At 76.5% G+C, this 1,552-nt stretch carries 3 protein-coding genes; 2 read left to right on the top strand and 1 reads right to left on the bottom strand.

The features are described 5' to 3' along the window. The coding region (locus ACFW2E_RS35880) for a glycerol-3-phosphate dehydrogenase C-terminal domain-containing protein (RefSeq protein ID WP_384472894.1) at nt 1-809 on the top strand (809 nt) is incomplete at its 5' end. 267 nt (nt 810-1,076) lie between these two features. Then, nucleotides 1,077-1,214: a hypothetical protein gene (locus ACFW2E_RS35885; protein WP_384472897.1), complete on the top strand. Its 138-nt coding sequence runs from the start codon at nt 1,077-1,079 to the stop codon at nt 1,212-1,214. A 42-nt stretch (nt 1,215-1,256) separates the two neighbouring features. Here ACFW2E_RS35885 and ACFW2E_RS35890 read toward each other — a convergent pair. Then, a partial coding sequence (locus tag ACFW2E_RS35890; protein ID WP_384472900.1) for a phosphatase PAP2 family protein occupies nt 1,257-1,552 on the bottom strand: 296 nt, incomplete at its 5' end.

Consider the following 1,552-nt stretch of genomic DNA (forward strand, 5'->3'; position numbering starts at 1 on the left):
CCTCCCGGGGCACCCCCCCGGTGCTGCGCGCCGCGCGGCTCGGCTCCCTGCCCGCCGGGATGCACATCCCCATCCCCGGTGAGACCAACCGCTTCGTCCTCGTCCTGCCTCAGGGCGACGGACGGGTCTACGTCGGCCTCACCGACGAACCGGTCGACGGCCCCGTACCCGACGTTCCCGAGGTACCGGAGACGGACATCGGCTTCCTGCTCGACGTCCTCGGCTCCGTCCTGGACGTCCCGGTGCACCGCGACGACGTCGTGGGCGCCTTCGCCGGACTGCGCCCGCTGCTGGACACCACTCCCGCGGGCTCCAGCGGGGCCGCCCGGACCGCCGACATCTCCCGTCGGCACGCGGTACTGACGTCCCCTGAAGGTGTGGTCACCGTGGTCGGCGGCAAACTGACCACCTACCGGCGCATGGCGGAGGACGCCGTCGACGCGGCCGTCTCGGTCCGCCGCCTGACGGCCGGCCCCTCCCCCACCGCCGCTCTCCCGCTCGTCGGCGCCGCCGCACCCGCCCGGCTGGCCGGCCTGCCCGCACCCCGGCGCCTGGTCCGGCGCTACGGCACCGAGGCCGGGGCCGTCATGTCACTGGCCGCCCGTGACCCCCGTATGAACGAGCCCGTCGTACCCGGTCACCCGGTCACCCGTGCCGAACTGCTGTGGGCCGTACGGCACGAGGGCGCGCTCGACGCGGCCGACCTGCTCGACCGGCGCACCCGCATCGGCCTGATCCCCGCCGACCGGGCCGCGGCCTCGACGGCCGCCCACCAGGTCCTCGGAGAAGCCCTGGCAGGGCAGGGCTGAGGCAGCGCGCACCGTGGACCGCTGGGCCGGCCCCACCCGCCTCGCGGTCCACCGCCGCTCGCACACCCGCCCGGTAAGAGTCAAATCGGGGCACATGTGAGCACCGGGCAGGGAAGACTGCTCCTGTGCTGAACAACCTGCCGAGGTACCGCCTGGACGAGTCGCTCCGGCTGTCCGACGCACTGCGCCGCCACCGGCTGGTCCACCGGTGAGACCCACGGGAGCGCGGTCGGCCATCCGCAGCGGGGGACGCCCGAACTGGGCCCGGTGCGCACGCAGTACGAGCGCACGGCCCGTGCGCTGCCGGGGGACGACGACTACGGCGTCGTGGCGACGCGGTCGGTGCTCAGGGGCCCGGACGAGATCCTGCGCGAGCTGCTGGGGTCCTCCGGTCAGGGGGCCTGACCAGCGCACCCCGTGGCACGTGCCGCTTCCGGCGAACGAGTCTCACCGGCGGGGCGCCCGGAACGGCAGGTACGTCTCCCATCCCGCCGCCCCGCCGACGGCGCCCAGCACCACGGCCGCCGCGCCCGTACCCAGCACCGCGCCGGCGACGACGTCGCCGGGATAGTGCACTCCGGTGTGCACGCGGGAGTAGCCCACGGCGCAGGCCAGCAGTCCGAGGGGGATCGTCGCCCCCCGGCGCGCGGGGGGGGCGGCCCCGGCGCAGGCGCCGGCCCCCGCGGGGGGGCCCGCGGGGGATGTCGCGGGCGCCCGCCAGGGGCCCGGGCGCCCCGGGACAG

This window comes from Streptomyces sp. NPDC058964 (assembly GCF_042741275.1).
In the GTDB taxonomy this organism is placed as follows: domain Bacteria; phylum Actinomycetota; class Actinomycetes; order Streptomycetales; family Streptomycetaceae; genus Streptomyces.